27 protein-coding genes are annotated in these 26,739 nt (G+C 60.0%); 12 read left to right on the top strand and 15 right to left on the bottom strand.

Annotated elements, in window-relative coordinates:
- Nucleotides 1-6: 6 nt before the first annotated feature.
- Entirely contained in the window at nt 7-309 is a 303-nt protein-coding gene (locus FW764_RS05560) for a c-type cytochrome (RefSeq protein ID WP_094949669.1), read from the bottom strand.
- A 192-nt stretch (nt 310-501) separates the two neighbouring features.
- On the opposite strand from FW764_RS05560, the gene yihA reads away from it, so the two are divergent.
- Nucleotides 502-1,143, top strand: a complete 642-nt coding sequence (yihA, locus tag FW764_RS05565; protein ID WP_446433110.1) for a ribosome biogenesis GTP-binding protein YihA/YsxC — start codon at nt 502-504, stop codon at nt 1,141-1,143.
- Nucleotides 1,144-1,412: 269 nt separating this feature from the next.
- On the opposite strand, the gene polA is transcribed toward yihA, so the two are convergent.
- The gene (polA, locus tag FW764_RS05570) at nt 1,413-4,202 is read right to left on the bottom strand and encodes a DNA polymerase I (RefSeq protein ID WP_446433111.1); all 2,790 of its coding nucleotides are present in this window, start codon (nt 4,200-4,202) and stop codon (nt 1,413-1,415) included.
- Between the two features lie 74 nt (nt 4,203-4,276).
- On the opposite strand from polA, the gene FW764_RS05575 reads away from it, so the two are divergent.
- Both FW764_RS05575 and FW764_RS05580 read left to right on the top strand, forming a co-directional pair.
- Entirely contained in the window at nt 4,277-4,567 is a 291-nt protein-coding gene (locus FW764_RS05575; RefSeq protein ID WP_446433112.1) for a DUF2782 domain-containing protein, read from the top strand.
- Between the two features lie 56 nt (nt 4,568-4,623).
- Nucleotides 4,624-5,577, top strand: coding sequence for a homoserine kinase (locus FW764_RS05580; protein WP_446433113.1), 954 nt, complete (start codon nt 4,624-4,626; stop codon nt 5,575-5,577).
- Nucleotides 5,578-5,684: 107 nt separating this feature from the next.
- Here the strand turns inward: FW764_RS05580 and FW764_RS05585 are convergent, their stop codons facing one another.
- The gene (locus tag FW764_RS05585) at nt 5,685-6,614 is read right to left on the bottom strand and encodes a zinc ABC transporter substrate-binding protein (protein WP_446433114.1); all 930 of its coding nucleotides are present in this window, start codon (nt 6,612-6,614) and stop codon (nt 5,685-5,687) included.
- A 58-nt stretch (nt 6,615-6,672) separates the two neighbouring features.
- On the opposite strand from FW764_RS05585, the gene zur reads away from it, so the two are divergent.
- The 4 genes from zur to FW764_RS05605 are packed head-to-tail and all read left to right on the top strand — an operon-like array spanning nt 6,673 to nt 9,478.
- Nucleotides 6,673-7,155, top strand: a complete 483-nt coding sequence (gene zur / locus FW764_RS05590; RefSeq protein WP_083355925.1) for a zinc uptake transcriptional repressor Zur — start codon at nt 6,673-6,675, stop codon at nt 7,153-7,155.
- Nucleotides 7,155-7,940 (top strand): zinc ABC transporter ATP-binding protein ZnuC, encoded by a 786-nt coding sequence (gene znuC / locus FW764_RS05595; protein WP_446433115.1) that lies wholly within the window; start codon nt 7,155-7,157, stop codon nt 7,938-7,940. Before zur ends, znuC begins: the two co-directional genes overlap by 1 nt.
- The gene (gene znuB, locus FW764_RS05600; RefSeq protein WP_058421933.1) at nt 7,933-8,721 is read left to right on the top strand and encodes a zinc ABC transporter permease subunit ZnuB; all 789 of its coding nucleotides are present in this window, start codon (nt 7,933-7,935) and stop codon (nt 8,719-8,721) included. The genes znuC and znuB overlap by 8 nt, the downstream gene beginning before the upstream one ends.
- 37 nt (nt 8,722-8,758) lie before the next feature.
- A complete protein-coding gene (locus tag FW764_RS05605; protein ID WP_446433116.1) occupies nt 8,759-9,478 on the top strand; it encodes a PA5502 family lipoprotein in 720 nt (239 codons plus the stop codon).
- Between the two features lie 99 nt (nt 9,479-9,577).
- Here the strand turns inward: FW764_RS05605 and katE are convergent, their stop codons facing one another.
- Nucleotides 9,578-11,719 (bottom strand): catalase HPII, encoded by a 2,142-nt coding sequence (katE, locus tag FW764_RS05610; protein ID WP_446433117.1) that lies wholly within the window; start codon nt 11,717-11,719, stop codon nt 9,578-9,580.
- A gap of 265 nt (nt 11,720-11,984) precedes the next feature.
- Between katE and FW764_RS05615 the strand changes: the two genes are divergently transcribed.
- The 3 genes from FW764_RS05615 to FW764_RS05625 are packed head-to-tail and all read left to right on the top strand — an operon-like array spanning nt 11,985 to nt 14,490.
- On the top strand, nt 11,985-12,992 hold the full coding sequence (locus tag FW764_RS05615; protein ID WP_446433118.1) for a methionine ABC transporter ATP-binding protein: 1,008 nt from the start codon (nt 11,985-11,987) through the stop codon (nt 12,990-12,992).
- Nucleotides 12,992-13,666 carry a methionine ABC transporter permease gene (locus tag FW764_RS05620; RefSeq protein ID WP_446433119.1) on the top strand — a complete coding sequence of 225 codons (675 nt, stop codon included), beginning with the start codon at nt 12,992-12,994 and terminating at the stop codon, nt 13,664-13,666. The genes FW764_RS05615 and FW764_RS05620 overlap by 1 nt, the downstream gene beginning before the upstream one ends.
- 50 nt (nt 13,667-13,716) lie before the next feature.
- The gene (locus tag FW764_RS05625) at nt 13,717-14,490 is read left to right on the top strand and encodes a MetQ/NlpA family ABC transporter substrate-binding protein (protein ID WP_446433120.1); all 774 of its coding nucleotides are present in this window, start codon (nt 13,717-13,719) and stop codon (nt 14,488-14,490) included.
- A 143-nt stretch (nt 14,491-14,633) separates the two neighbouring features.
- Here the strand turns inward: FW764_RS05625 and FW764_RS05630 are convergent, their stop codons facing one another.
- From FW764_RS05630 to FW764_RS05650, 5 genes are read right to left on the bottom strand one after another with little or no spacing between them, the layout of a single operon-like run.
- Nucleotides 14,634-15,269 carry an SCO family protein gene (locus FW764_RS05630; protein WP_446433121.1) on the bottom strand — a complete coding sequence of 212 codons (636 nt, stop codon included), beginning with the start codon at nt 15,267-15,269 and terminating at the stop codon, nt 14,634-14,636.
- A complete protein-coding gene (cyoE, locus tag FW764_RS05635) occupies nt 15,266-16,165 on the bottom strand; it encodes a heme o synthase (RefSeq protein WP_446433122.1) in 900 nt (299 codons plus the stop codon). Before cyoE ends, FW764_RS05630 begins: the two co-directional genes overlap by 4 nt.
- Entirely contained in the window at nt 16,153-17,232 is a 1,080-nt protein-coding gene (locus tag FW764_RS05640) for a COX15/CtaA family protein (protein WP_446433123.1), read from the bottom strand. The genes cyoE and FW764_RS05640 overlap by 13 nt, the downstream gene beginning before the upstream one ends.
- A gap of 10 nt (nt 17,233-17,242) precedes the next feature.
- Complete coding sequence (locus FW764_RS05645; protein WP_446433124.1) at nt 17,243-17,827, bottom strand: hypothetical protein; 585 nt, start codon at nt 17,825-17,827, stop codon at nt 17,243-17,245.
- On the bottom strand, nt 17,793-18,557 hold the full coding sequence (locus FW764_RS05650) for an SURF1 family protein (RefSeq protein WP_446433125.1): 765 nt from the start codon (nt 18,555-18,557) through the stop codon (nt 17,793-17,795). The genes FW764_RS05645 and FW764_RS05650 overlap by 35 nt, the downstream gene beginning before the upstream one ends.
- A gap of 28 nt (nt 18,558-18,585) precedes the next feature.
- Here FW764_RS05650 and FW764_RS05655 point away from each other — a divergent pair, with 28 nt between their 5' ends.
- Nucleotides 18,586-18,789: a twin transmembrane helix small protein gene (locus tag FW764_RS05655; protein WP_446433126.1), complete on the top strand. Its 204-nt coding sequence runs from the start codon at nt 18,586-18,588 to the stop codon at nt 18,787-18,789.
- Nucleotides 18,790-18,795: 6 nt separating this feature from the next.
- On the opposite strand, the gene FW764_RS05660 is transcribed toward FW764_RS05655, so the two are convergent.
- From FW764_RS05660 to coxB, 4 genes are all read right to left on the bottom strand, one after another.
- Nucleotides 18,796-19,683 carry a cytochrome c oxidase subunit 3 gene (locus FW764_RS05660; protein ID WP_446433127.1) on the bottom strand — a complete coding sequence of 296 codons (888 nt, stop codon included), beginning with the start codon at nt 19,681-19,683 and terminating at the stop codon, nt 18,796-18,798.
- Nucleotides 19,684-19,718: 35 nt separating this feature from the next.
- Nucleotides 19,719-20,270: a cytochrome c oxidase assembly protein gene (locus tag FW764_RS05665; protein ID WP_446433128.1), complete on the bottom strand. Its 552-nt coding sequence runs from the start codon at nt 20,268-20,270 to the stop codon at nt 19,719-19,721.
- A gap of 147 nt (nt 20,271-20,417) precedes the next feature.
- Entirely contained in the window at nt 20,418-22,001 is a 1,584-nt protein-coding gene (gene ctaD / locus FW764_RS05670; RefSeq protein WP_003187339.1) for a cytochrome c oxidase subunit I, read from the bottom strand.
- A 58-nt stretch (nt 22,002-22,059) separates the two neighbouring features.
- Entirely contained in the window at nt 22,060-23,187 is a 1,128-nt protein-coding gene (gene coxB / locus FW764_RS05675) for a cytochrome c oxidase subunit II (protein WP_446433129.1), read from the bottom strand.
- A 369-nt stretch (nt 23,188-23,556) separates the two neighbouring features.
- Between coxB and FW764_RS05680 the strand changes: the two genes are divergently transcribed.
- Nucleotides 23,557-24,204 carry a hypothetical protein gene (locus FW764_RS05680; protein WP_446433130.1) on the top strand — a complete coding sequence of 216 codons (648 nt, stop codon included), beginning with the start codon at nt 23,557-23,559 and terminating at the stop codon, nt 24,202-24,204.
- Between the two features lie 68 nt (nt 24,205-24,272).
- On the opposite strand, the gene FW764_RS05685 is transcribed toward FW764_RS05680, so the two are convergent.
- Both FW764_RS05685 and FW764_RS05690 read right to left on the bottom strand, forming a co-directional pair.
- A complete protein-coding gene (locus FW764_RS05685) occupies nt 24,273-25,814 on the bottom strand; it encodes a SulP family inorganic anion transporter (RefSeq protein WP_446433131.1) in 1,542 nt (513 codons plus the stop codon).
- Between the two features lie 85 nt (nt 25,815-25,899).
- A complete protein-coding gene (locus tag FW764_RS05690) occupies nt 25,900-26,631 on the bottom strand; it encodes a carbonic anhydrase (protein WP_083355943.1) in 732 nt (243 codons plus the stop codon).
- Nucleotides 26,632-26,739: the final 108 nt, after the last annotated feature.

A 26,739-nucleotide genomic window follows, 5' to 3' on the forward strand; every position in this document is an offset into this window, starting at 1 on the left:
TAAGAGTTATCTACCGGGTTTACTCACCATCAACTCAATGATGGCCTGGTAATCCTCAGTACTGCAGTCCATGCACAAACCACGCGGCGGCATTGCCTTGAAACCCTGGGTCACGTGTTGCACCAGCGTGTCCATACCTTGCGCCAGTCTGGGCGCCCAAGCTACCTGGTCACCCCGTTTAGGGGCATTGGGCAGTTGGCCGGCATGGCAAGCCACGCAAACTCGGTTGTACACCGCCTCCGGATCCTGTGTAGCCTGAGCGCCGTAAAGCGGAATCAGGACACCAAAAGCGAGCAACCATCGGGTCATACATCGACCTTTTCAGGGTTTGAGAGCGTTTTGCGTTCTAATGCGCAATGAAGGTCTTTCGCTCCCGTGAACTTCATCCTTCGCTGGGACAAAGCACACACAAAATCTGCGGCATTATATACTGGCGCTACTGAAACGGAAACGACACCGCTTGCCGCACCCTTTTTCGGCACCGCCCACATCGGAAATCTCATGCAACTCAAGAACCCCATCCTCGGCCTGTGCCAACAGTCCACGTTCATGCTCAGCGCCGCCAAAGTGGACCAATGCCCCGATGACGAAGGCTTTGAAGTCGCCTTTGCCGGCCGTTCCAACGCCGGCAAGTCCAGCGCGCTGAACACCCTGACCCACGCCAGCCTGGCGCGTACCTCGAAAACCCCAGGCCGCACACAACTTCTCAATTTCTTCAAGCTAGACGATGATCGGCGTCTGGTCGACCTTCCGGGCTACGGTTATGCAAAAGTACCCATCCCGTTGAAGCTGCACTGGCAGCGTCACCTGGAGGCTTATCTGGGTGGCCGCGAGAGCTTAAAGGGTCTGATTCTGATGATGGACATCCGTCATCCAATGACCGACTTCGACCTGTTGATGCTCGATTGGGCCGTCGCCAGCGGCATGCCGATGCATATCCTGCTGACCAAGGCCGACAAGCTGACCTACGGCGCAGCCAAGAACACATTGCTCAAAGTGCAGTCCGAAATCCGTAAGGGTTGGGGCGATGCGATCACCATCCAGCTGTTCTCGGCGCCTAAGCGCATGGGCCTGGAAGACGCCTACACGGTGCTGGCCAGCTGGATGGAATTAGCAGACAAGGGCGCGGAAATCGCGGAATAACTTTTCTGCAGGCAAAAAAAACCCCGGACTTCGTATGGGGAGGGGAAGTTCGGGGTCCAAGTTCCGGACCGCTAGGGCGGGGTCCAGATATCTGCCAACACTTAACACAACATAGGAGCATTGAAGGGCTTCACCACCCATTCAGTAACTCTGAGTAGCCGTTCACAGGTTAAGTTCCGGCAGGTTAAAAAAACTATTGGAAATAACTGACGCCCGTTTCTGATCTAAAGGGCTCTGCCACCACGCCCGGCGATGGCAGAGCCGCGAAATCAATGCGCCTCGTCCCAGTTATCGCCCACGCCCACGTCCACCACCAGTGGCACATCCAGCTTGGCCGCCGCGCTCATGTGCTCGCGGATCTTCTCGCTGACCTCTGCAACCAGATCCTCACGCACTTCCAGCACCAGTTCATCGTGCACTTGCAGTATCACTTTGGCATCCAGGCCCGACTCGGTCAGCCAGTTGTCCACCAACACCATGGCCTTCTTGATAATGTCCGCCGCCGTGCCCTGCATCGGCGCGTTGATCGCCGTACGCTCGGCCGCCGCTCGGTCCTGAGGTTTGTTGGAATTGATATCCGGCAAATACAGCCGACGCCCGAAGAAGGTTTCGACATAGCCTTGATCGGCCGCCTGGGCGCGCGTGCGGTCCATGTACTCGCGAACGCCAGGGTAGCGCGCGAAGTACACATCGATGTAGGCCTTGGCGGTCTTGGTATCAACGCCAATGTCCTTACCCAGCTTCTGCGCGCCCATGCCGTAAATCAGGCCAAAGTTGATCGCCTTGGCACTGCGACGCTGGTTGGAACTGACTTCAGCCAATTCAACCTTGAACACCTCGGCCGCCGTAGCGGTGTGCACGTCCAAATCGTTACGGAACGCATTCATCAAGCCCTCGTCCTTGGACAAGTGCGCCATGATCCGCAGCTCGATCTGCGAATAGTCCGCCGCCAGCAGCTTGTAGCCTTTTGGCGCGACAAACGCCTGGCGAATCCGCCGCCCTTCAGCGGTACGGACCGGGATGTTCTGCAGGTTCGGATCGCTGGACGACAAGCGCCCGGTCGCGGCCACAGCCTGATGATAAGACGTGTGAATGCGCCCGGTACGCGGGTTAATCTGCTCCGGCAGGCGGTCGGTGTAAGTGCTTTTCAGCTTGCTCATGCTGCGGTACTGCATCAGTACCTTGGGCAGCAGGAAGTCGTCTTCGGCCAACTTGGCCAGCACTTCCTCAGCCGTGGACGCCTGGCCCTTGCCGGTCTTCTTCAGTACCGGCAAGCCAAGTTTTTCATAGAGAATCGCCCCGAGCTGCTTGGGCGAACCCAGGTTGAACTCTTCACCAGCGATCTCGAACGCCTGGCGCTCCAGCTCAACCATCTTGTTACCGAGTTCGATGCTCTGGATACCCAGCAGCTCCTTATCCACCAGCGCACCCTGGCGCTCGATACGCGCCAGTACCGGCACCAACGGGATTTCGATATCTGTCAGCACACTGGCCAGGCTCGGTATGGCCGCCAGCTGTGCATGCAACGCCTGGTGCAGGCGCAGCGTCACGTCGGCATCTTCGGCGGCATACGGGCCAGCCTGCTCAAGCGCGATCTGGTCGAACGTCAGCTGCTTGGCGCCTTTGCCAGCGATGTCCTGGAAGCTGACGGTGTCGTAGTCCAGGTACTTCTTGGCCAGGCTGTCCATGTCGTGCCGCGTAGCGGTGGAATTCAACACGTAGGATTCAAGCATGGTGTCGAAGGCAATGCCGCGCACGGTGATGCCTTGCGCAGGGTCGCCACCGATGGCGCAGTTGGCCAGGATGTTCATGTCGAACTTGGCGTGCTGCCCGACCTTGAGCTTGGTCGAGTCTTCCAGCAGCGGCTTCAACGCCAACAGAACCGTGTCGCGATCCAACTGCTGCGGCGCGCCGATATAGGAATGGGTCAGCGGGATATAGGCCGCTTCATGCGGTTGCACGGCAAAGGAAACACCCACCAACTGCGCCTGCTGGGCATCGATCCCGGTGGTTTCGGTGTCGAAAGCAAACAAATTTGCGGCATTCAGCTTTTTCAGCCAAGTGTCGAACGTGGCCTGGTCAAGGATGGTGGTGTAGGACGCTTCCACCGGCGCAACCGTCTCCATCACTTCTTCAGCAGCCGGAGCAGCCTCGGTCGACGCCTTGAGCTCAACCCGCTTGGCATCGCGCAGGACCTCATCAATCCAGCTCTTGAACTCAAGCAGCGTGTACAGTTCCAGCAACTTTTCACGGTCCGGCTCGGTCAGGTGCAGATCTTCCAGGCCCACATCCAGCGGCACGTCGATCTTGATCGTCGCCAGTTGATAAGACAGGAAGGCCATTTCCTTATGCTCTTCCAGCTTGGCCGGCAGGTTCTTGGCCCCGCGGATCGGGAGGGTCGGCACGATATCCAACTGCTCATAAAGCTCTTTGAGGCCGCCGTTCACACCCACCAGCAGGCCGGAAGCGGTCTTCGGACCAATGCCCGGAACGCCTGGGATGTTGTCGGACGAGTCGCCCATCAGCGCCAGGTAATCGATGATCTGCTCGGGAGCGACACCGAATTTCTCTTTCACGCCCTCGATATCCATCGCGCTACCGGTCATGGTGTTGACCAAGGTAATGTGCCCGTCAACCAGCTGCGCCATGTCTTTGTCACCGGTAGAAATCACCACCGGGCGGTCCGCCGCCGCACTGCTGCGGGCTAAAGTGCCAATTACGTCATCGGCCTCCACGCCTTCTACACACAGCAATGGAAAGCCGAGGGCGATAACGCTCTGGTGCAGCGGCTCGATTTGCACACGCATGTCATCGGGCATGCTCGGGCGATTGGCCTTGTATTCGGCGTACATGTCATCGCGAAAGGTCCCGCCCTTGGCGTCGAACACGACGGCGAACGGGCTGTCGGGGTACTGCTTGCGCAGGCTTTTGAGCATGTTCAACACGCCCTTGACCGCACCGGTCGGCAGGCCTTTGGAGGTGGTCAGCGGTGGCAGCGCATGAAAGGCGCGGTACAGGTAAGAAGAACCGTCCACCAGGACGAGGGGGGCTTGGCTCATGAGCAGGATCAACCTTTTCGGCGGGTCAGGCGCTAGAATAGCCGGACCAATGACGACAAAGGGACAAGGTTATCATGCGCACAGTAAATCGCTTGTTGTTGACCAGCTTGATTGCGTTCTTGCCGCTGGCCGCCACGGCAGCAGACAGCGCCCCCTCAGGAGGCCCGGAAGTCACGATCCGCACCGAAGGTGACAGAACCATCCAAGAGTACCGCCAAAACGGTTTCCTGTACGCGATCAAGGTCACCGTAAAGGGTGCGCCACCGTATTTCTTGGTGCGCGCGGACGGAACCGATGCGAACTTCATCCGTTCTGACCAGCCGGATATGCTGATCCCGTCATGGAAGATCTTCGAATGGAAATGATTTCTTAACTTAAATTGGCGCCGCCCATCGCGGCGCCCGTACTGGCAGTTTTAACCATGTCTGTGTTCACCCCGCTGGCTCGGCCCGAGCTGGAAACCTTTCTCGCCCCTTACGGGCTTGGCCGCCTGATTGATTTCCAGGGGATTGCCGCCGGTAGCGAAAACACCAATTTCTTTATCAGCCTGGAGCAGGGCGAATTCGTCCTGACACTGGTTGAGCGCGGCCCTGTTGCGCAGATGCCGTTCTTCATCGAGCTGCTCGACGTGCTCCACGACGCCGATCTGCCTGTGCCGTATGCGCTGCGTACCACTGAAGGCGTGGCCCTGCGCGAGCTGAAGGGCAAACCGGCGCTGCTGCAACCGCGCCTGGCCGGCAAACACATCAAGGACGCCAACGCCCAGCACTGCGCCCAAGTCGGCGACCTGCTCGGCCATCTGCACCTGGCCACTCAAGGCGAGAAAGTGCTGGAGCGCAAGACTGATCGCGGGCTGGACTGGATGCTCACCGAAGGTGCGCAGCTGATTTCGCGCCTGAACGACGCGCAGCAGCGCTTGCTGCAAGATGCGTTGCGCGAGATCGAAGCCTACAAAGCTCAAATCCTCGCGTTGCCGCGCGCCAACGTTCATGCCGATCTGTTCCGCGATAACGCGATGTTCGAAGGCACGCATCTGACCGGGTTGATCGACTTCTACAACGCTTGCTCAGGCCCGATGCTGTACGACGTGGCGATTGCCTTGAATGACTGGTGTTCGGACGCCGAGGGCGGACTTGATGGGCAACGCGCCCGTGCACTGTTAGGTGCCTACGCGGGTCTGCGGCCATTCACAGCCAAGGAAGCGGAGTTGTGGCCAACGATGCTGCGCGTGGCGTGCGTGCGTTTCTGGCTATCGCGCTTGATCGCTGCGGAGTCGTTTGCCGGGCAGGACGTTTTGATTCACAACCCTGCGGAGTTTGAGCATCGGTTGGCGCAGCGTCAGCAGGTCACTCTCCATCTGCCGTTCGCACTCTAAAAGGTCTACTCGGTAAAAATGTGGGAGCGGGGTTGCTGCGATAGCGGTGTCGACTGACACGCCGCCATCGCGGGCAACCCGCTCCCACATGGGTATTGATTCGTCTATCAGAGCGACTCTAGACACCCGGCCAGATCATTCCCCAATTTCTCCAGCACCTGCTCATAGCCCTGCGCCGTGGCAGGGGTGTAACCGCCCAGCGCATCCAGCTCCGCTAATTTCACCGGCAAGCCAGCCACCAACGTTTCGGCCAACCGCGGACGCAACGGCGGCTCGCTGAACACACAGGTCTTACCGACTTCCTGCAACCGTGTACGCATCGCTGCCACATGCTGGGCGCCTGGCTGCACTTCGGCGGCCACACTGAACACACCAGTGTGTTTGAGTCCGTAAGCATCTTCGAAGTAGTCAAAGGCCTCGTGGAACACGAAGTAAGGCTTATCGCCCACACTCACCAAGCGCGCTTTCAAACGAGCATCCAACGCATCCAGGCGCTCATCGAACGCCTGCACGTTGCTCTGGTAACGCGCGGCATTCGCCGGGTCGGCAGCGCTGAGGTCAGCCGCCATACGCGCCGCGATCACGCGAGCGTTGACGGTCGATAACCACAAGTGCGCATCCAGGCTGCCTGGACGGTGATCATGATCATGCTCGTCGGCATCGTCAGCGTGAGAATGGCTATCTTCGGCGAAACGACGCAATTTCATACCCGCAAGATCCTGCACCGCCACGGTCGGCAGGCTACGGCCTTTAAGCACGCGCGGCAGGAAGCTTTCCATGTCCGGGCCGATCCAATACAACAGGTCAGCCGACTGCACGCGCCGTACGTCGGATGGGCGCAAAGCATAGTTGTGTGGCGACGCGCCGGGCGGCAGCAACACCTCTGGAATGGCCACACCGTCCTGCACAGCGGCGGCAATCAACTGCAAAGGCTTGATGCTGGTCAGCACCCTGACCTCAGCCTGAGCAGCCCCGGCGATGAACAAACTGGTGACAAATACGACAAAAACGGGAAAAAGTCGGGACACGATGACCACTCAATGGCGTAGGAACAGGTAACATAATAACGTCTCTATCAAATGTCTGTCGCCGCTCATGCCTAAAACACCCATTGCCAGCCGCCCCCACGACCACTCTCACTGCGTGCATACCGCACTGTCGGAGGCCGATACCCTGTGCGCCCGTCAAGGCCTGCGCCTGACCGCCTTGCGTCGTCGGGTGCTGGAGCTGGTGTGGCAGAGCCACAAGCCGCTGGGCGCCTACGACATTCTTGGTGTGCTCAGCGAGCAGGACGGCCGCCGCGCCGCACCGCCGACGGTATACCGCGCGCTGGATTTCCTGCTGGAAAACGGCTTGGTGCACCGCATCGCATCGCTCAACGCCTTTGTTGGCTGTAACCACCCGGAACACGCGCACCAAGGTCAGTTCCTGATCTGCCGCGAGTGCCACGCTGCCATCGAGCTTGAACAAAAAAGCATCAGTGACGCGATCATCAAAAGCTCGGCCGAGGTCGGCTTCAAGGTCGAAGGGCAAACGGTCGAAGTGGTCGGGCTCTGCTCGGGTTGCCAGGGGGCTTGATGAGCAACGCGTTAATCCGCCTGGAACAAGTTGGGGTCACGTTCGCCGGGCAGGCTGTGCTGGATAACATCGCACTCAGCGTGGAGTCCGGGCAGATCGTCACCCTCATCGGCCCCAACGGCGCCGGTAAAACCACCTTGGTGCGTGCCGTGCTCGGCTTGCTCAAGCCCGACACTGGCAGTGTATGGCGCAAGCCCAAGCTGCGTGTCGGCTACATGCCGCAGAAACTGCACGTTGACCCGACCCTGCCACTGTCGGTGCTGCGCTTCCTGCGCCTGGTGCCCGGTGTAGGCCGCGCGCGCGCGCAGGCTGCGCTGAAGGAAGTCGGTGCCGAACAGGTCATCGACAGCCCAGTACAAAGCATCTCCGGCGGCGAAATGCAGCGCGTGCTGCTGGCCCGCGCCTTGTTGCGCGAGCCAGAGCTGCTGGTGCTCGATGAGCCCGTGCAAGGCGTCGATGTCGCCGGCCAGGCCGAGCTGTACAGCCTGATCACCCGCCTGCGCGACCGCCATGGCTGCGGTGTGTTAATGGTCTCGCACGATCTGCACCTGGTCATGAGCACCACCGACCAAGTGGTGTGCCTGAACCGTCACGTCTGCTGCTCCGGCCACCCTGAACAGGTCAGTAACGACCCGGCGTTTGTCGAGCTGTTTGGAAAGAACGCCCAGAGCCTGGCGATCTACCACCACCATCACGACCACGCCCACGATCTGCACGGTGCCGTCGTTGACGATCGCGCTACGCCCCACACCCACGTTCATGGAGATAGCTGCAAGCATGGCTGATTTTCTGCTCTACGCCCTGCTGGCAGGCTTGGCTTTGGCACTGGTAGCGGGCCCGTTGGGCTCGTTCGTGGTCTGGCGGCGCATGGCCTATTTCGGCGACACACTGTCGCACGCCGCGCTGCTGGGCGTGGCCATGGGCTTTTTGCTGGATGTGAGCCCAACCATCGCTGTCACCGTGGGCTGCCTGCTGCTGGCGGTGCTGCTGGTGACGCTGCAACAGCGCCAGCCGTTGGCGTCCGACACACTGCTGGGGATCCTTGCGCCAAGCACCTTGTCTTTGGGCTTGGTGGTGTTGAGCTTCATGCATGAAGTGCGCATCGACCTGATGGCTTACCTGTTCGGCGATCTGCTGGCGATCAGCCCCACTGACCTTGCGTGGATCCTCGGCGGCAGCGCCGCCGTGCTGGTCTTGCTGGTGACCCTGTGGCGCCCATTGCTGGCGATCACCGTGCACGAGGAGCTGGCTACAGTGGAAGGTTTGCCCGTGCCGGCCCTGCGCATGACCCTGATGTTGCTGATCGCAGTGGTGATTGCTGTCGCGATGAAGATTGTCGGCGTATTGTTGATTACCTCGCTGCTGATCATTCCCGCAGCCGCCGCCCAACGCCACGCCCGGTCACCGGAGCAGATGGCGATCGGCGCCAGCCTGCTGGGTATGCTTGCAGTGTGCGGGGGCCTGGCGTTGTCTTGGTTCAAGGACACGCCAGCGGGGCCGTCGATTGTGGTGACGGCCGCCGCCCTGTTTCTGCTGAGTTTTGTCCTGCCCCGTCGAGGGGTGTAGACTTGCTCGCTTTTTGCGCAAATAGAGAGTCGCAGGAATGAAACTGTTCAACTCCCGTTATCTGCTCCTTGCCGCATTTTCCCTGCTGCTGGGCGCCTGTCAAAGTAAGCCGCCCGCCGCCCCCGAGGTGCCGGACGCACGTGCTGCGGCCATTGCGCAGCTGGAGCAAAACCTGGCCAGCAGCGAACTGGCCACCGCCGAAGACGAACTGGCCGCGTTACAGGCTCAGTCGCCCAACGACCCGGCCCTTGAGGCTTACCAGCGCCAATTGGCCGAAGCCTACCTGCAACGCAGCCAGATCGTGCTGCAAAAAGGTGACGTCAACGCCGCAGCTACGGCCCTGAGCCGCGCCCGAGCACTCATGCCTAAGGCGCCAGCGCTGACCGGCGGCGTGAACAGCGCCATCACCCATGCCCGCAAAGCTGAACTGGATAAAGCCGAAGCTGCTCTGAAAGCTGCTGAAGCCAAGCCTGCCGCTAAGCTCATCGACCCAGCGGCTGAAAGCACCACGGTTGCGTTGAACCTCACCGATATCGAAGAACTTCGCCATCAATTGGATGCGATCGCCACCGATGTTGTGAACTACCAGTGCGATGTAACCATCCAGGCGCCGCGCACGCAGGATTACCCATGGCTGGCCACGTTACTGACCAAACGGGTGACGCGAATTGATTCGGGGTATGACCTGAAGATTCACCGGCAGATTGTGAAACACATTCCGGCGCAGGTTGTTTTAACTCCGCGCAAGGCGGAATAAAGCATCGCGGGCAAGCCCGCCCCCACACTAGAATGTATTCACAATTCAAATGTGGGGGCGGGCTTGCCCGCGATGGCAATCTAACAAACAACCCATAACTTAAGCCGGAATCGCCTTAGCCTTAGGCTCACGATCCCAAACCCGGTGCTGCGCAATCGCGGCGAAAAACGCCTTAAACGCCTTGGCATCGCCGCCCACGATCAGCCCCGCATCCGCCTCAAGCTTCAGCAGATCCAGCAATAGCTTGGCATCACTGGCAACCGCAATCGCCTTCAAATGCTTGTACGCCTCCAACAGGAAGTGCAACGCCACACCATCGCCACTCAACGCTTGCACCGACTTGGCGCCACCCGGCACAAAGACCGCATCAAACACAATCGACGGCATGCCTTCCATCGACGCATCCACCTTCAGGCTCTTACCATCGGCGGTGGTCACCGGTGCCGACGTCGGCCCCAGCAACTTGGCGTGCGCGCCCTCAGCCCCCAGCGCCTTCTTCAACGCAGCAATCACCGCACCGTCCACACCGTTAGCCGCCAGAATCGCGACTTTGCGCGTCTTGATATCGCCCGACAGCAGGTTCACCTGGCTCAATGCCGGCGACTCTTTCAGCGAGGTCTTACGCGGCGGCACGGTGCCTTTGGCCGGTGCTGGCAAACCAAGGTTCTGTGCAACACGCTTGGCCAGTTCCAGATCAATATTGGCCAGAATCTCGTTGACCTGACGGGCGCGAATAAACTCGCGCTCCACCTTGCCCAACTCGAAGCTGTAGGCCGCAATGATGTGCTCTTTCTCGTGGTGGCTCATGCTGTGGAAAAACAGCGTGGCTTGCGAGAAGTGATCGCCAAACGACTCACTGCGCTCACGCACCTTGTTGGCGTCGACGCGCTCGTAGTAGGTCTCGAAACCACCATCCTGCGCAGCCGGTGGGGTTTCTTTCGGCCAACCGCCATCAATCGAGTTCGGCTCATAGGCAGCACGGCCTTTGTCGATCACAGTGCGGTGCTGAGCGTCGCGCTGGCCGTTATGGAACGGTGTGACCGGCCGATTGATCGGCAGCTCATGAAAGTTCGGTCCCCCGAGACGGCTGATCTGGGTATCCGTGTAGGAAAACAGACGGCCTTGCAGCAGCGGGTCGTTGGTGAAGTCGATACCCGGCACGATATGGCCCGGGCAAAAGGCGACCTGTTCGACTTCGGCGAAGAAGTTGTCCGGGTTACGGTTAAGCACCATCTTGCCCAGCGGCGTAATCGGCACCAGCTCTTCAGGGATGATCTTGGTCGGGTCAAGCAGGTCGAAGTCGAACTTGTGCTCGTCCTCTTGCGCGACGATTTGCACGCCCAATTCCCACTCAGGGTAATCGCCGCCCTCAATCGCTTCCCACAAGTCGCGACGGTGGTAATCGGTGTCTTTACCGGCAAGCTTTTGCGCTTCGTCCCACACCAGCGAGCAGGTGCCGACTTTTGGGTGCCAGTGGAATTTCACGAAGCTCGACTTACCGTCGGTATTGATCAAGCGGAAGGTGTGAATGCCAAAGCCCTGCATGGTGCGCAGGCTTTTAGGGATGGCGCGGTCGGACATGGCCCACAGCACCATGTGCGCCGATTCCGGCTGCAGCGAGACAAAATCCCAGAACGTATCGTGGGCCGAGCCGCCAGTAGGAATCTCGTTGTGGGGCTCAGGTTTTACCGCGTGCACGAAGTCGGGAAACTTGATCGCATCCTGGATGAAAAACACCGGCATGTTGTTGCCCACCAGGTCGAAGTTGCCTTCGTCAGTGAAGAACTTCACGGCGAAGCCGCGCACGTCACGCACTGTATCGCCGGAGCCACGTGGGCCCTGAACGGTAGAGAAGCGCACAAATACCGGGGTTTTATGCGCGGGGTTACGCAGGAAACCAGCTTTGCTCAGCGCCGAATGGTTCTCATAGGTCTGAAAATAACCATGGGCGCCAGTGCCACGGGCATGCACGATGCGCTCCGGGATGCGCTCATGGTCAAAGTGCGTGATCTTTTCACGCATGATGAAGTCTTCCAGCAGCGACGGGCCACGGGCGCCCACCTTGAGGGTGTTCTGGTTATCGGAAATCTTCACGCCTTGGTTGGTGCGCAGCGCCTGGCCGGTCGCGTCGGAACGGAATTCCTCCAGGGCTTGCAGCTTGGCGTTGGTGTTGCCACGGTCCAGGGTGTCGGTGCCCGCAAGCTCACTCTTCGCTGGGGTAGCTGGCTTCTTGGTACTCATCAGTCAAAACTCCTTATTCAAAGTGGCCAGAGCGGTCCCCGGCTCGTTTGAGCAAACCCCCAGGCACGGCACCTGGGAAATTGAGTTGCTTAAGTAGTGACTGACACTGTTTTGCACCGTTCCTTTTTTATGACCTTTGATCGCGTTATTGCCAAATCGCTGGTTGAATGCGAAATAAATGCTAAGGAACACTATACGGACAGGCTAAAATGCGCGCCCGGCTAACCGCTGATCCCTTTTCAATGCGCCCCACAAGGTTCGCTACGTGATCGAGTTTCATAACGTCCATAAAACCTACCGCGTCGCCGGTAAGGAAATCCCCGCCCTGCACCCCACCAGCCTGCGCGTCGAAAACGGCCAGGTGTTCGGTCTCATTGGCCATTCCGGCGCGGGAAAAAGTACCCTGCTGCGTCTGATCAATCGTTTAGAACAGCCAAGCGGCGGTCAGATCAATGTCGACGGTGAAGAAGTCACCGCACTCGACGCCAACGGCCTGCGCCGTTTCCGTCAGCAAGTCGGGATGATCTTCCAGCACTTCAACCTGCTCGCCTCCAAGACCGTCGCCGACAATGTGGCGCTGCCGCTGACCCTGGCCGGCGAACTGTCGCGCAAAGAAATCGACCAACGCGTGGCTGAGCTGCTCGCCCGTGTCGGCCTGTCGGACCACGCCAAGAAGTACCCGGCGCAGTTGTCCGGTGGCCAGAAGCAACGCGTCGGCATCGCCCGCGCCCTGGCGACCAAGCCAAAGATTTTGCTGTGCGACGAAGCCACCAGTGCCCTCGACCCGCAAACCACCGCCTCGGTGCTGAAACTGCTGGCAGAGATTAACCGCGAGCTGAAACTGACCATCGTGCTGATCACCCATGAGATGGACGTGATCCGCCGCGTGTGCGACCAAGTGGCCGTGATGGATGCTGGCGTGATCGTCGAGCAAGGCTCGGTGACCGATGTGTTCCTGCACCCCAAGCACCCGACCACCAAGCGCTTCGTGCAAGAAGCCGAGCAGGTCGACGAAGGCGAGCAGCATGACGTGTTTGCCCATGTGCCGGGGCGCATCGTACGCCTGACGTTCCAGGGCGAATCGACTTACGCGCCGCTGCTGGGCACCGTCGCCCGCGAAACGGGGGTGGACTACAGCATCCTTGCCGGTCGAATCGACCACATCAAAGATACCCCCTACGGGCAACTGACCCTGGCCATCACCGGCGGTGACATGGAAGCGGCGTTCGCCCGCTTCACTGCGGCCGATGTGCACATGGAGGTCCTGCGTTAATGGACGTGTTACTGCATTATTTCGACAACGTTGACTGGGCTGATATCTGGGTTGCCACGGGCGACACCCTGCTGATGCTCAGCACTTCGCTGTTTTTCACCATTCTGGTGGGCCTGCCGCTGGGCATTCTGCTGTTCCTGTTCAGCCCACGTCAGTTGCTCGAGCAGAAAGCCACCTATGGCGTCCTGGCCTTCATCGTCAACGCGATACGCTCTCTGCCGTTTATCATCCTGCTGATTGTGATGATCCCTACTACGATCTTTATCACAGGCACTTCGCTTGGCGTGGCCGGCGCGATTCCACCGTTGGTGGTAGGCGCTTCGACGTTCTTCGCACGGCTGGTGGAAACCGCCTTGCGCGAGGTGGATCGCGGCATCATCGAAGCGACCCAAGCCATGGGCGCCACCACGCGGCAGATCATCGTCAAGGCGCTGCTGCCCGAGGCAAAGCCCGGCATCATTGCTGCAATTACCGTCACCGCGATTGCCCTGGTGGGCTACACCGCCATGGCAGGTGTGGTGGGTGCCGGTGGGTTGGGTGACCTGGCAATCCGTTATGGATACCAGCGTTTCCAGGATGATGTCATGGTCGTCACCGTCGTCATGTTGATTGTACTGGTACAAATTCTGCAAACCATCGGCGACAAGCTGGTGACACACTATTCTCGAAAATAACGGCCATTGCCGGCCCCCGCCGGCACATGCCCGAACAAGGAGCTTGTTGGATGAAAAAACTACTGGTTGCTTTCGCTGCCGTTGCCGCGTTTTCCGCCCATGCTGCCGAGACTATTACAGTCGCTGCATCGCCTGTGCCCCACGCGCAAATCCTCGAATTCGTGAAGCCTGCACTCGCAAAAGAAGGTGTGGATTTGCAGGTCAAAGTTTTCACCGACTACGTGCAGCCAAACGTCCAGGTGGCTGAAAAGCGCCTGGACGCTAACTTCTTCCAGCACCAGCCGTACCTGAATGAGTTCAACAAAACCAAAGGCACTCACCTGGTGAGCGTCGCCGCTGTGCACCTGGAGCCACTGGGCGCTTACTCCAGCAAGTACAAAAAGCTGGAAGACCTGCCTGATGGTGCCAACGTGGTGATCCCGAACGACGCCACCAACGGCGGCCGCGCATTGCTGCTGCTGGCCAAGCACAACCTGATCACCCTGAAGGACCCGACTAACATCCTGTCGACCATCAAAGACATCACCGGCAACCCGAAAAACCTGAAATTCCGCGAACTGGAAGCCGCCACCCTGCCGCGCGTGCTGACCCAGGTCGACCTGGCACTGATCAACACCAACTACGCGCTGGAAGCCAAACTGGACCCGTCCAAGGACGCTCTGGTAATCGAAGGCAATGACTCGCCTTACGTGAACATCCTGGTGACCCGCGACGACAACAAAGACTCGGACGCCGTGAAGAAGCTGGTAGCAGCCCTGCACACGCCTGAAGTCAAAGCGTTCATTCTTGAGAAGTACAAAGGCGCGATTCTGCCGGCGTTCTGATCAAACTCGACCTTCAACACACTGAAGATCAAAAATGTGGGAGCGGGCTTGCTCGCGATAGCGGAGGGCCGGTCACCAAATCTCGGTGACTGAACCACCGTCTTCGCGAGCAAGCCCGCTCCCACATTTTTTTGTGTTGCCTGTTACTTGCGCTGCAACAACCCCGGCAACTGCGCCACCAGCTTCTGGTTGTTCAACGGCGCACGAATAAACCCACGCTGCGTACCATCCGGCCCGATCAGCGCCAGGTTGCCGCTGTGGTCGACGGTGTAGTTGGGCTTGCTGGTATCCGCCGGAATGAACGGAATGCTCACCGCATTCGACACCTTCTGCACATCGTCCACATTCGCGCCGGTCAGGCCTTCGAATTGCGGGTCGAAGTAGCCAAGGTATTGCTTGAGCTGAGCCGGAGTGTCGCGGTTCGGGTCGACGCTGACCAGGATCACTTGCAACTTATCCACAGCCTCTTTAGGCAGTTCGCTCTTAATCTGGCGCAGCTGGGCGAGGGTGGTCGGGCAGATGTCGGGGCAGAAGGTGTAGCCGAAGAACAGCAGGCTCCATTTGCCTTTCAACTCGTTGACCACCACCGGCTCGCCGTTCTGGTTTGTCATGGTCACTGGCGGCAGCTGGCGGCTTTGCGGCAGCAGGATGATGCCGGCGTCGATCAGCGCAGTGGGATCGCCCTGGCCTCTGCCGCTGAGCACTTTGTTAACGGTCAGGCCCATGATCAACGCGACGATGGCCACCAGGATAAAGACGGTTTTTTGAGTTCGAGTCATAGGTTCAACAGTAAGTAGTGGTCTACGAGCAGGGCGATAAACAGCAGGAACAAGTACCAGATAGAGTACTTGAACGTACTGATCGCCGCGTGCGGCTTGCTGCCACGGTACAGCACCCAGGCCCATTGCAGAAAGCGTCCGCCCAAAACCAACGCACACGCCAGGTAGAGTAAACCGCTCATATGGATCACATACGGCATGAGGCTCACCGCAAACAGGGCGAAGGTGTAGAGCAGGATATGCACCTTGGTGTAATGCTCGCCGTGGGTGACCGGCAGCATCGGGATGTCGGCCTTGGCGTATTCCTCCTTGCGGTGAATAGCCAGGGCCCAGAAGTGTGGCGGGGTCCAGGCGAAGATGATCAACACCAGCAGCAGCGGCTCGGCGCTTACATGCCCGGTAACCGCGACCCAGCCCAACAGGGGTGGTGCGGCACCGGCGAGGCCCCCGATGACAATATTTTGCGGCGTCGCACGCTTGAGAAAGCCGGTGTAGATCACCGCATAACCGAGCAGCGAGGCCAGCGTCAGCCACGCCGCCAAGGGGTTGGTAAACGCCAGTAGCAGGGCCAAGCCTGCAACAGCCAGAAACAAAGCAAAGGCCAGGGCCGCCACCGGGGACACGCGCCCCTCTGCTATCGGCCGTTTATGCGTGCGCGCCATGACTGCATCAATGCGCCGATCCACCACATGGTTGACCGCCGCCGCGCCACCGGCACACAGGGCAATGCCCAAGTTGCCGAAAATCAGCACCGCCCACGGCACGCCGGCGCGGGTCGCGAGGAACATGCCCGCCAGCGAGGTGATCAGCATCAGCACCACCACTTTCGGCTTGGTCAGCTCCAAATAGTCCCGCCAGATCGCCTGATCGTGACGCGCGCCGATCAAGGTCGCCATGGCATCTCTCCTTTAAGGGTGATGAGGCCCGATACGTGTTTGCGTGGAATGAAGCGCCAGCCGAACGGCAACTGATGGCGCACCCGGACCAAGCTGGTGCGCGCGTGGTAATTGACCAGCACGAGCGTCAGCAGCAACGCCGCACCGCCAGCGTTATGGCCGACTGCGACCGGCAGTGGCAGGTGAAAGTAGACGTTGCTCACGCCCAGGCAGATTTGTGCCGCCAGCGCAGTCAGCAACAAGCCCGCGAGCCGGGTCATGCCCACGGCGCGAAGCTGCCAGGCCAGGCCCAACAGCACCAGCGTGACCACTACCGCGCCGATCCGGTGGGTCAGGTGAATGGCCGTGCGCGCTTCACTGTCGAGCTGCCCGCCGAGGTAATTGGGACCAATATGTTGGGTGAGGTGAAAACCATTGGCAAAGTCCGCCGCTGGCCACCATTCGCCATGGCAGGTGGGCAAGTCGATACAGGCCACCGCCGCATAGTTGGAACTGACCCAGCCGCCCAGCGCGATCTGGCCGATCACCAACACCAACCCGGCGGTTGCCCAATATTGCAGACGCTTGGGCACGATCAACGCGGGCAGCACGCCGGACAGGCGCAGGGTTAGCAGAAACAACAAGCTCAAGGTGGCAAAACCGCCGAGCAGATGGCCCGTGACCACTTGCGGCCACAGCTTCAACGTCACCGTCCACATACCGAACGCTGCCTGGGCAAACACCACCGCCAACAGGAACAACGGCAACTTCACCGGCTGGCCTGGATCACGCCGATGGCTCCACGAACGCGCCGCCAGCAGCACGATCAGCACACCCAAGGTGCCGGCAAAATAGCGGTGGGTCATCTCCGCCCAACCCTTGTCGGCCTCCACCGGCGTGTCCGGGAAATGCAGCTCGGCATGCGCCAGTTGGGCTTCGCTTTGCGGCACGCTGATAAAGCCGTAGCAGCCCGGCCAGTCGGGGCAACCGAGCCCCGCGTGGGTCAGGCGCGTATAGGCGCCGAGCAGCACAACAATCAGCGCCAGCAAGGTGGCAAACAACGCGAGGCGAAATCCAGGTTTGGCCATGACGATGCCCTTATCCGATGTTCGACAGTTTCAGCAGCAGGCGCAGGTCGTTGAGCAAGTCCTTGCCCTTGACCTTGGCGTTGTAGCGCAACACCAGGTTGCCGTGCGGGTCGACGATCCACAGTTGTGCCTCGCCGGGCGCGGCGGCGTCTTTGCTGAAGGTCGACAGGTCCAGCGAGTAGCGTTGCAGTTGCGGGTATTCGGCCTTGAGCTTGGCCTCGTATTCCGTGCTGACCGGTTGCGCGCTGGCCAGGGCATGGCTGGCGCGGGAGGCATCGCGGCCCAGGCTGATTTGCAGCTGGCGCGCCAGGTACACCAGTTGTTGGCACTCGGTGGCGCAGGCGGTGGGCGCGGTGACCAGCAACTGCCAGCGGTCTTCATCGGCCTGCACGCCGATGTCGGCGCGGGTCTGGCCATTGCCGATCATTTCGCCGTGGTAGCTGCGGTTGTCCGGCACCCAGAACTGCAGTTTGTACATGAAGGTGGCCAGCGCCATCGGGCCGATCACCATCATCAAAATCAAAATCAGTTGCCAGCGGCCTTTGCGTCGGTCGGGCGCCTCAGACGTGCTGGGTGGATTCATGGCCGCTCCCATGGGACTTCTCCTTTTTGTTGTGCCATCCGAGGTAGAGGTAAAGCGCCAGCAGCGCCAACGACATGGCGAACCACTGCACGGCGTAGCCCACGTGTTTTTCCGGGCCCATGGCGACGACCGGCCAGGTGGTGTCGTAGGTTCCGGGGCCGGGTTCGGCGCGCAGCTCGTAGGCAAAGCCGCCGCGGCCCAATTCAGCCCAGAGGGCGCCGGGGTGCAGCGCGGTGAGCAGACGCGGCCATTGCGTGGTCGCGGGGTCGGCGTGCAACTGGAAGGTTTCGCCGGGGGCGACGTACACCCAGGCGTCGAGATTCAACGGTTGCTCGGGTGTGCTGAAGACCGGCGGGGTGCGTCGGTCCGGCCACGGCAGCCAGCCGCGGTTGAGCAGCAGCCACAGGCCGCTGGCCTGGTCGTGAAAGGGTTGCAGCAGCTCGACACCGGCCTTGCCATCGCGCATGCGATTATCGAGCAATACGCTGTGCTCGGCGTCGAACTGGCCACGCAGGCGCACGCGGCGAAAGGCCGGGTCGGCCATGTCATTGAGCTGCATGCTGCTGATGGGCTCGGCCACGCGCCGCTCGGCGTAGCTGTCCACTAGCAGCTGTTTTTCATGGCCGCGGGCTAATTGCCAGAACCCCAGGCCCACCATCAACGGCAGCAGCACCAGCACCACCAACGTGGGTGCGAGCCCTGGGCGAAAGTCTTTTATGGCGCTGGCTATACTGGTTTTCATTGCCCGCCCATCCGAATGGAACCTGACCATGCTCAAAGCAGCCATTGCCCTGATGCTGATCGCGACTGTCGCAAGCCTGTTCAGTGGCTTGTTCTTTCTGGTCAAGGACGAGGGCAACTCCAACCGCCTCGTCACTGCCTTGACCGTGCGTGTCGTGCTGGCCGCGATCACCGTGGGCTTGATCGCCTGGGGCTTTCTCAGCGGCCAGCTGGTGTCTCATGCTCCGTGGTAAGGCGCCTCACAGCACATAAACGAAGAAAAACAGGCCGATCCACACCACATCCACAAAGTGCCAATACCAACTGGCCGCTTCGAACCCGAACTGGTGCTCTGCATTAAAGTGCCCCTTCAAGATGCGCATCAGCATCACAAACAGAATGATGGTGCCGATGGTCACGTGGGCGCCGTGAAAGCCGGTGAGCATGAAGAAGGTCGCGCCGTACACGCCCGAGCCGAGGGTCAGGCCCAGTTCTTTATAGGCGTGGATATATTCCTCAGCCTGGAACCCGAGAAACGCCAGCCCCAGCAGTACCGTGATCGCCAGCCAGATTTTCAGCGCACCGCGATGGCCTTTGCGCAAAGCATGGTGGGCGAGGGTGATGGTCACACTGGAACTCACCAGCAGGATGGTATTGACCAGCGGCAGGCCCCACGGGCTGATGGTGCCCTCCGGCGCGGGGTACAGTTTGGGGTCCGGGTTGTTGAGCAGCGGCCAGGCGAACTCGAAGTTTGGCCACAGCATATGGGCGACGCCTTTGGAGCCTTCACCCGCCAGCCACGGCGCCGACATGTGCCGCACATAAAACAGCGCGCCGAAGAAGGCGATAAAGAACATCACCTCGGAAAAGATGAACCAGCTCATGCCCCAGCGAAACGAGCGGTCCATCTGCGGGCTGTACAAACCGGCACGACTTTCCTTGATCACCGCGCCGAACCAGCCGAACAGCATGTAGGCCAACAGCAGGCCACCGACGAAAAAGATCCACGGGCCGTGGGATTCCGGGCGTGCCGCCTTCAAATCGTTGAACCACACCGCCAAACCGTACACGGTGGTGAGCATGCCCAACGTCGCAATTATGGGCCATTTACTTTGCGCTGGTACGTAGTACGTATCATGAGACGACATGTATTCGCTCTCCTGATTGAGGGGGCAAACAGTAGCTAGCCGCCGGTATGGACGGCTACCGGTGGTTGGCGCGCAGTGATATCAAACAGCGTGTACGCCAGAGTCAAATGCTTCACCTCCTTGGGCATGTCGCGGTCGACAATAAAACGCACCGGCATTTCAATGCGCTGCCCTGGCTGCAGCACTTGCTGGGTGAAGCAAAAACATTCGGTCTTGTGGAAATACATCGCCGCTTCGGCTGGGGAAATACTCGGTACGGCCTGGGCGGTCATGGGTTTATCAGTGGGGTTGTAGGCCACGAACAGCATCTCGGTGACCGCACCGGGGTTGACCACCACCTCATCGGCCTTGGAGTGGAATTCCCAGACCATGTCGATGGCATTGGTGGACATAAACTGCACGCGCACTTGGCGCGTAGGGTCGACCATCTGCTCACCCTCGTACTGCACGGCGGTCTTGCCGTTGATGCCGAACGCCTTGCACATCACGTCGTAGATCGGCACCAGGGCGAAGCCGAAGGCGAACATCGCCACCACCAGGATCAGCAGACGGGTGACCAGGCGTTTGATGGGCACGGACTCAAGCATGGCGCTCACCCAAGGCGAACGCGGTCAATGTGGGAGCGGGCTTGCTCGCGAAGGCGGTAGGCCAGACAACTTTTGCGGCGACTGACACACCGCTTTCGCGAGCAAGCCCGCTCCCACACTGAGAGTGTTCACCGCGCGACAAAGCGTTCACTTGACCTCCGGCGGCGTCGTAAATGTGTGATACGGCGCGGGCGAAGGAACACTCCATTCCAGGCCTTCGGCGCCATCCCACGGCTTGGCCGGCGCCGGCGGGCCGCCACGGATGCACTTGATCACGATGAACAGGAAAAAGATCTGTGTAGCGCCGAACATGAACGCGCCAATCGAGGAGACCATGTTGAAGTCGGCGAACTGCAGGTTGTAGTCCGGCACCCGGCGCGGCATGCCGGCCAACCCCACGAAGTGCATCGGGAAGAACGCCATGTTCATGCCCACGAAAGACAGCCAGAAGTGCAGCTTGCCCAGGGTTTCGTCGTACATGTGGCCGGTCCATTTCGGCAGCCAGTAGTAGGCCGAGGCGAAGATGCCGAAGATCGCGCCGGGCACCAGTACGTAATGGAAGTGCGCCACCACAAAGTAGGTGTCGTGGTACTGGAAGTCCGCCGGGGCAATCGCCAGCATCAGCCCGGAGAAGCCACCGATGGTGAACAGGATCACGAAGGCCACGGCAAACAGCATCGGCGTCTCGAAGGTCAGCGAGCCTTGCCACATGGTGCTCACCCAGTTGAACACCTTCACGCCCGTCGGCACGGCGATCAGCAGCGTGGCGTACATGAAGAACAGCTCGCCCACCAAGGGAATGCCGACCACAAACATGTGGTGCGCCCATACGATGAACGACAGGAACGCGATGCTCGCGGTCGCGTAGACCATTGAGGTGTAGCCGAACAGCGGCTTGCGCGAGAAGGTCGGGATGATCGAGCTGACGGCGCCGAAGGCCGGCAGGATCATGATGTACACCTCGGGGTGTCCGAAAAACCAGAACACATGCTGGAACAGCACCGGGTCACCGCCGCCGGCCGCACTGAAGAAGCTGGTGCCGAAGTGAATGTCCATCAGCATCATGGTTACGCACCCGGCCAGTACCGGCATCACTGCAATCAGCAGGAACGCGGTGATCAGCCAGGTCCAGACGAACAGCGGCATCTTCATCAGAGTCATGCCGGGTGCGCGCAGGTTGAGGATGGTGGCGACCACGTTGATCGCGCCCATGATCGAACTGATGCCCATCAGGTGGATGGCAAAGATGAAGAACGTCACGCTTTCCGGCGCGTAGGTGGTGGAAAGCGGGGCATAGAAGGTCCAGCCGAAATTCGGCCCGCCGCCGGGAGTGAACAGCGTCGAGACCAGCAGCAGGAACGCCGCCGGCAGCAGCCAGAAGCTGAAGTTGTTCATGCGCGGCAGGGCCATGTCCGGCGCGCCGATCATCAGCGGGATCATCCAGTTGGCCAGGCCGACAAAGGCCGGCATGACCGCACCGAACACCATGATCAGGCCGTGCATGGTGGTCATCTGGTTGAAGAACGCCGGTTGCACGATTTGCAGGCCGGGCTGGAACAGCTCGGCACGTATCACCATGGCGAACGAGCCGCCGAGCAGGAACATGGTGAAGGCGAACCACAGGTACATCGTGCCGATGTCTTTGTGGTTGGTGGTCAGCACCCAGCGCATCAGGCCTTTGGCGGGGCCGTGGGCATGGTCGGCATGACCATGGTCGATCACAGTGCTCATGGCCGTTCTCCTGTAAAGGAATGGGCTGTGCGGTTCAGGGCATACGCAGTTGAGGCAGTCATTTGCTTTCCGCCTGTTTCAGAGCCAGCACGTCTTTGGGCGTGACCATATCGCCTTTGTTGTTGCCCCAGGCGTTGCGCTCGTAGGTGACCACGGCGGCCATATCGACTTCCGACAGCTGTTTGCCGAACGCCGCCATGGCGGTGCCGGGCTTGCCGAAGTACACGCGGTGCAGGTGGTCTTCTTTGGCGCCGGTGGCAATTGGCGAGCCTTTGAGTGCCGGGAACATCGGCGGCAGGCCCTGGCCCTCGGCCTGGTGACAGGCCACGCAGGTGGTGTGGTAGACCTTGTCGCCACGGGCCACCAGCTCTTCGAGCGTCCACTCTTTGGAAGTCAATTCCTTGAGCTTGGCGGCTTCTACCTTGCGCTCGCCGAGCCAGGTGTCGTAGTCGGCCTTGGATTTGACCTCGACCACGATGGGCATGAACCCATGGTCTTTACCGCACAGCTCAGCGCACTGGCCACGGTAGATGCCAGGTTTCTCGACCCGAGTCCACGCCTCGTTGACGAAGCCGGGGATGGCGTCGCGCTTGACTGCAAAGGCCGGCACCCACCAGGAGTGGATCACATCAGCGGCCGTCACCAGGAAACGCACCTTGGCGCCCACTGGCAGCACCAGCGGCTGGTCGACTTCGAGCAAGTAGTGCTCGCCCTTGGTGGCCTGGTTATGGATCTGCTCGGCGGGTGTGGCCAGGTTGCTGAAGAACTCCACGTCCTGGCCCAGGTATTTGTAATGCCACTTCCACTGGTAGCCGGTGACCTGAATGTCGATATCCGACTCGGTGCTGTCGTAGATGTTGATCAGGGTCTTGGTGGCCGGAATGGCCATGGCCACGAGGATCAGCAACGGCACCACGGTCCAGAGGATTTCCACGGTGGTGCTTTCGTGAAACTTGGCCGCCACCTGGCCCGTGGACCGACGGTGCAAGATCATTGACCAGAACATCGCGCCAAACACGACAATGCCGATCACCACACAGATCCAGAAAATGGTCATGTGCAGGTCAAACACGGCGTGACTGACTTCAGTAGCCCCTGGCGTCATATTCGTTGTCCAGGCGGCGTACGCCTGACCGAATACTGACCACAACAGTAGGCCCATCCAAACGTGTGGATGTCGCGTCATTGCGGGTTCCCCTTTATGTTTCTTGTTATCCCGCCGGTTTGCACCTGCGGCGAAGGGAGCGGCTTCCATACTGCTTACAACCGCCAAGCCTTGCCTGCGTCATGCAGTTGGGCGTCATCAGCTAATTGCGTACAAAACCGAGTATAGACAGCCGCACCAACCCCGCAATGTGCAGGAGCAAATGAGCAAAAACAGACAGGCGGACCTAATAAATACGGGGCCGCAAACGTTTATCCGACGAACGATGGCAAATCGATATAACGCATGCGCATAACCATGAAATAATTATGACAAACGCGTCTTAGGCTCTCGTATAAACGAGCTACCTTGTCACTTCCCTTTTCCTACGCCTGTTTCACTGGAGCTTTCATGAACACCGCCGCATTGCGCGAGCAGATTTCCCGTGCCCATCAACACGAAGCCAGCACCGGCCAGCTTGCCGAGCAACTGGAAAAACAATTGCCGCACCTGCATTCAGCCATCTCCCTGGCTGACGGTGATCGCAACATTGTCATGACCCGTTTTGTTACCGCCTACATCGAGCTCGTCCCAGACTTGCTGGAAGCCGCCAATGACGTAGCCCGCGAAGCCGGCATCGAAAGCCAGATCAAACCGGTGCTGAAAATCGCCGAGCATTTTTTCCTGCAACCGCCCGCGATCCTCGCCGGCCACGAAGGCCTCGACGGCCTGCTGGATGAGGCTTACCTGGCTCACCGTTTAGTGGAGGAGGTCAACGATCTGTATATCAAGCATTTCGGCCAACCGCTGATTCCGGCGGACACCACCGTGGCCAACTTGATTGCTCATCAACTGATCGGCGAAGCATTCGCCAACCAGCTGGATGAAGCCGTGCACTTGGCGGTAGATGAGATGCTCAACGAAGATAGCTTTGCACTGGAGTCGGTCGAGGCGTATCGCGAACAGCTGAAAAGCCCGGAAACGGAAGCGGCGTGGAAGCGCTGGCCGTGCCTGTCGCGACAGTTGGGCGTTGAGTTGACGCTGGATCAGCCAGCCTAATTTTCCCAGCGAACATGGAACGACTGTGGGAGCCGGGCTTGCCCGGCTCCCACAGTATTTTGTGGTGTTCAGGCAGGCGCCGAACCGATTCCCACCGTCGTACGCACCCGGCCTTCCAACCGGCGCTTCAACCCCCGCGCCTCAATCACCAGCGTCGAACCTTTGGCCGCATTGGCACGGCCCCATTCCTCGAGCAACTCCAGGCACGAATGGTCGATGTAACTCAGGTTACTCAGCGGCACATGCAACGTGGTCCCCGCAGGCACTGTCGACAGCACCTGGGTCAGCGCCGGGACTTTCAAAAAGGTCGCCGCACCGGTCAAGCGCAACTCCATCTCACCGTCCTGGGGCAGGTCGATCAGGCTGACTTTCAGTCGCGAAGCCTTGAAGGCCAGCTTTAACAATGTCAGCCCGAAGCCCACCAGCACGCCGGTGAGCAGGTCGGTAAAGATGATCGCCAGCGCCGTCGCGGCATAGGTGAACATCGGCATCCGCCCATAGCGGCCCAACGCCCGGAACGCCTTCACGTCCACCAACTTGATCCCGGTGTACACCAGCACACCCGCCAGGCTCGCCACCGGAATGCTTTGCAGCACACTCGACAGCAACAGCACAAATCCCAGAAGCCACAGGCCATGGAACATCGCTGACAACCGCGTGGTGGCGCCGGCCTGCACATTGGCCGAACTGCGCACAATCACGCCGGTCATCGGCAGGGCGCCCACCAAACCGCAGAGCATGTTGCCCACGCCTTGAGCTGACAACTCCTTGTCGAAGTCAGAGCGCTGGCCGCTGTGCATGCGGTCAACCGCTGCGGCAGATAGCAGGGTTTCAGCGCTCGCGATAAACGCCACGGCGAACGCAGCGATCAACAGCTGCGGATCGGCCAGATTCAGCAGGTCGGCGGGGCGCAGCCAGTCGATAGCATCGGCGAGGTTTTCCGGAACTTCCACGCGTTTGACCTGCAACGCCAGCACCAGACTGGTGACCGTCGCCAACCCCACGCCCAACAAGGCACCGGGCACGAAGCGCAGTTTTTGCGGACGGAATTTATCCCACAGGTACATCACCAGCATCGTCGATAGGCCGAGCAACCCGGCTTGCCAGCCAAGACCACCGCCGAGGGTTGGAATCGCCTCGATAACTGCCGCCGGGAAGCCCGCCAGGTTATCCAGCCCCGAAGGCTTGGGTGCGCCGTCGAGCATCACATGCACTTGGGACAGCACAATCAACACGCCGATCCCCGCCAACATGCCGTACACCACCGCCGGCGCCGTAACACGGAACCAGCAGCCCAGGCGTAAACGCCCAGCCACCAGTTGCAGGAGCCCCGCCAACAGCAGGATCGGCCCGAGCATCATCATCCCGTGCTGGCGCACCAGCTCGAATACCAACACCGCCAAGCCGGCCGCAGGGCCGCTGACTTGCAGCGGCGAACCTGCCAGCCAGCCCACCACCAAGCCACCGATAATCCCGGTGAGCAGCCCTTTGGCCGGCGGCATACCGGAAGCAATCGCGATGCCCATGCACAAGGGCAAGGCAACCAGAAACACAACCACGGAGGCGAGCAGCTCCCGCGGCAATACAGCTTTCAATTGAGCAGCACGCATGATGACTCTCCCGAGGCATTCGCCGGGCGCGGCAAAGCCTGGCTGCGTCCATGGCAGCCACCGCATTACCCGGCAGGGAAGTGTTTTAGAAGCGCGCTTTAGGCGTCGCGCAAGGGATTGGCCCGTCACCGCTCAGCGGTCTGAACGCCGCTTGATCCGCATCGTAAGCGCGGATTTCACTGGTCTCGATGTTGTAGATCCAACCATGGATAAACAACTGACCGTTGGCCATGCGCGAAGCCACGGAAGGGTGGGTGCGCAAGTGCTGCAACTGGGCGATGACGTTTTCTTCGGTCAACACCTTCATGCTCTCACCTTCATTGGCGCAGTCGCAGTTGTCCTCAACCATGGACTTGGCGACTTCGGCGTGGCGCAGCCAAGCCCGCACCGTCGGCATTTTTTCCAGACTCTGGGGGTTGAGTACCGCGCGCATGGCACCGCAATCGGAATGCCCGCACACGATGATGTGCTGCACACCTAAAGCGAGTACGGCGTACTCGATCGCTGTGGAAACACCACCGTTCATCTGGCCGTAGGGCGGCACCACGTTGCCGACGTTACGCGTCACGAACAGGTCGCCGGGGGAGCTTTGGGTGATCAGCTCCGGCACGATGCGCGAATCGGCGCAGGTGATGAACATCGCCCGTGGGCTCTGGGCCGTGGCGAGTTTCTTGAAGAGTGCTTCCTGCTCAGGGAAGACGTCGTGATGGAAATGCAAAAAGCCGTCAACAATGTGCTTTAGCGCTGCATCGGCGGACTCCGCCTCGTGAGAGGCTGAAGCCGACGCAGCCAACGGCTGTTTATCCTTGTCACTCATGATTCATCCTCTTGATTAATGCAGGGAGAGTGTTCAGGGCAATTCGGCGCTAGGTCAGTGATCGTAAAACACCTAAGACCGAATCTTCGACCCGCCAGTCACTCGTTG

It is taken from the genome of Pseudomonas sp. 1152_12, assembly GCF_052850675.1.